Source organism: bacterium (assembly GCA_040755795.1).
GTDB lineage: Bacteria > UBA9089 > CG2-30-40-21 > CG2-30-40-21 > SBAY01 > JBFLXS01.
Genome location: JBFLXS010000406.1, coordinates 1 through 3,657 on the forward strand (window position 1 = coordinate 1; position 3,657 = coordinate 3,657).

Below are 3,657 nucleotides of genomic sequence, written 5' to 3' on the forward strand. Positions count from 1 at the left end.
AAAAAATGATTATTGATTTGCATATACATACCTTGATTGGTTCGCATTGCAGTGTGATTGATATTAATGAACTTATTAATTACGCTAAAAGGATAAAATTAGATGGTATCTGCATCACCGACCATGATAGTATTGATGGAATATGGCAATCCAAAAAAATAGGAGAGGAACAAGGAATTAAGGTCTTTGGAGGCATAGAGGTTTCGACAAAAGAAGGGCATGTTCTCGTCTTTTCCCAAAACATAGATGAGATAAAAAGAGATATTTATGTAGTCGATTTAATTTCTATGGTGCACGAAAAGGGGGGTGTCGTCATCCCGGTACATCCTTTTAGAAGAGGGGTACCCTGCCTGGGTAATAAGATATATGAAATTTCAGGTTTTGATGCTATAGAAATATTAAATGGTAATTGTACACAAGAGATGAACATAATTGCCTGGTTAGCCAGTATTAAATTAGGACTCGCCAGTGTAGGTGGAAGTGACGCCCATACCTTAAGTCAGGTGGGAAAATATGCAACGATGTTTGAGGCTAATATTAAAAGTGAAGAGGAATTGATTAATGCGATAAAATCAGGTAATTATCAAGCAGTAAAATGGTCAGTGTAGCCAGTTTCAGGCGTTTAATTCCAAACTCCATAATTCATTTTGCCACATAATCACAGCATCTTCTTTGGTATCTGCATAATACTCTTTGCGTAAAGCAACGGCAATGAATCCAAATTTAGCATAAAATTCAAGAGCCGCTGTGTTAGATGCTCGGACTTCTAATGTTGCTCTTTTAGCCCCTAATTGTCGAGCTAAATTAAGCAGATATTTCATTATTTGTGTTCCGATACCCTGCCTTCGGAAATCAGGATGGATGGCTATATTCACCAGATGCGCCTCATCTACTACCAGCCAGAATCCGCCATAGCCAATTATTCTCTGGTCAAGTTTAGCCACCATAAAGTAAGAATCATCTCTTTCCCTGACTTCCGACAGATACAATCTTTGGCTCCAGGGGTTAAGGAATGATAGATTTTCTATCTCTAACACTTGATTGATGTCTTCTTCTTTCATTGGTGAAATAGTTATAGGAATCATAATAGTATTGCTACCATTAATATCGACAAATTCATTCCATCTCTTTAATTTCTTAACCTGTTCCACAAGTTTTACTGGACAAATATGGTCATACTGGAGAGCGGAGTCCATTGCAAAATTCCAAATCACAAATTCCAAATTACAAATAAATTCCATAACCGTTCAGGGCTATACATTAGAAGTGTAAACAAGGAGAAATGGGGAAAAGGGAGAATTGGAGAAATGGCTCAAACTTTTTCTTGCTCCACCCTTCAGACATTAATCCTGGTGTCGTGTTGAGTAAGTTTTGCACGGGGCATCATCAGGTTTCGTAACCTGCAAACGGATAGTTACCAGAATCAAATTCCGTGCGTTATTTGTTCAACACGACACTAACTTTTGATGGACATTAATACAGGCATTAATAATCCTATCACTTAACTCTTCTTTTCTCACTTCTCCATCTTCTCCCTTTCTCCTTATTTTTATCCTACCTGAACTCTTACAATTTTTTTAATAATATCTCCCTCTCTCCTTAATCTCCACATCTCCTTTTGTTACACCACCTGAACGCTTACAGAATTTAAGGCAATGGCATTCCCTAAATCCTCTTTTTTTTCAACTAATTCAACTGTAAATGCCTGTCGGGCGGGCATATCAAAGACATTGACCAAACCAATAAATATACATAAGCCTATTATCTGCCAAATCTGGATATTTCCTGTTAGAACAAGAAACGCCAGCATTAAAGCCTGAATCATAGACAGGATTTGAGTTACTATCAAGATGTGATGGCGGCTATATCTGTCAACCAATACCCCAGCGATAAAACCAAAAAGCAAGGTAGGAATTTGACCGGCAAAACCCACTAATCCCAATAACAAGGCTGAATTAGTTAGGCGATAGACCAACCAACTCATCGCTATTCCCTGCATCCAGATGCCAATCAGGGAGATACTTTGACCGGCGAAAAAAAGACTGTAATTTCTATAACGAAATGCTCGAAAAAGCAACTTTAATCCCTTTTCATGGCTAAAAGAATTATTACTCATACCTACTCATTCAAAAAAGATTGTAATTAGAACCACATACCTGCCGATGATAAGCATCATTTAAAAGATTTTCTGCGACCAGATAGCTTTTCTTCCTGAAATCCTGTGGGATAAACCGCTTTATTCTATATGCTATTTTGTATTTCTCGCATAAGGCAAATATCTTTTTATGAAGGTTTATAATATAGTCTTTTGTTGGTTCATAGTCACCATCATAAAAATCTGGGTTGTATTTAAAATTGTAGAGTTCTTCGTATCTTTCAATAAGTTCGGGGTATCGCTCTTTGAGGTGTTTCAAAAACCATTTTGCTTGCAAATCACGCATAGTCATTCCACCAGCAATAAGGATATAATCTGCCCCTACCTCTTTACTCTTTTTTACCATTTCCTCTAAAATTTCATCCGAATCGCAAAGATAAGGAACCACAGGAATAAATAAAACGCCAGCCTGGATATTTTCTGTTTTTTCTTTTATTGTTTTTATCATGGCAAATCTTATTTGAGGCAAAGGGGCTCTTTTTTCAAGAAATCTTGCTATCTCAGAATTTGTTGTGGTAATCGTGATAGAGATAGTGCACCAGGTGGTCTGTTTGCCAATTTCCTCTAACAAATCTAAGTCTCGCAAAACTAATCTTGATTTCGTGATGATATGAACAGGATACCTATGTTTCTTTAAAACCTCTAAACATTGCCTTGTATTCTTGAATTTTGCCTCTATTGGTTGATAGGGGTCGCTTGTGCCTGATAGTGCGACCACATCAGGCAATAAGGTTCTTGCATTAGTCAACCTTTTATCAAGCATTAGAGCGGCATCTTTTTTGACAACAATATCATTCTCAAAATCTGTTGGCAGATGATATTTTTCACTTCTGGCATCACAATAAACACAGCCAAACTGACAACCATTATATGAATTAATAGTGTATCTATCCCAGAACCAGCTATCTATGTATTTATTTTTATTTAAGATGGACTTAAACACTTTCACCTGAAAGTAGGAAGTAGAGAGTAGAGAGTAAAGAAAACATCACTCCTTACGCCTATCTCCTTACCTCCCACCTTCTATCTCCTACCTACTATTTTCCCCTGAAAATAGCGAATTAGTGAATTAGAGATTAGCGAATTAGTATAGTATCTCCAGACTCGTATCCTCTGGTGTAGAACAGATATTCCCCCTTAATAAAGGGGGTTAGGGGGTTGTTCTTCCATTATTTTCATCCCCCTTTGTGAGCCCTGGCTCATGTCCGTTTCCCCTGATAAACCATTCCGATTCATCCAACAACTACATTCACTAATTTCTTCGGGACTAAAATGACCTTTTTTACCTGTTTATCTTTAATTTTATTCTCAATCTCCTTAATGGCTAAATTTTTTATTTCCTCTTCTGGACAATCTACCGCAACGGAAATCGTGCCTTTTAGTTTTCCATTTATCTGGATGGGGATAGTGATTTCTTGTTCTTTGATTGCCTCGGGGTCATATTTAAGCCACATTTGGTTAAAGATGCTTGTTTTTTTACCCAGCAGTTGCCACAATTCTTC

5 protein-coding genes are annotated in these 3,657 nt (G+C 37.2%); 1 reads left to right on the forward strand and 4 read right to left on the reverse strand.

The features are described 5' to 3' along the window. Positions 1–608, forward strand: a 608-nt coding sequence (locus tag AB1414_17475) for a PHP domain-containing protein (GenBank protein MEW6609206.1), incomplete at its 5' end; no start/stop codon positions are given. 6 nt (positions 609–614) lie between these two features. Here the strand turns inward: AB1414_17475 and rimI are convergent. From rimI to AB1414_17495, 4 genes are all read right to left on the reverse strand, one after another. Continuing rightward, on the reverse strand, positions 615–1,241 hold the full coding sequence (rimI, locus tag AB1414_17480) for a ribosomal protein S18-alanine N-acetyltransferase (protein MEW6609207.1): 627 nt from the start codon (positions 1,239–1,241) through the stop codon (positions 615–617). Positions 1,242–1,621: 380 nt separating this feature from the next. Further along, positions 1,622–2,116, reverse strand: coding sequence for an MFS transporter (locus tag AB1414_17485; protein MEW6609208.1), 495 nt, complete (start codon positions 2,114–2,116; stop codon positions 1,622–1,624). Positions 2,117–2,126: 10 nt separating this feature from the next. Further along, entirely contained in the window at positions 2,127–3,098 is a 972-nt protein-coding gene (locus AB1414_17490; GenBank protein ID MEW6609209.1) for a radical SAM protein, read from the reverse strand. 289 nt (positions 3,099–3,387) lie between these two features. After that, positions 3,388–3,657: class I tRNA ligase family protein (locus AB1414_17495; protein MEW6609210.1), on the reverse strand; the 270-nt coding region annotated here is incomplete at its 5' end.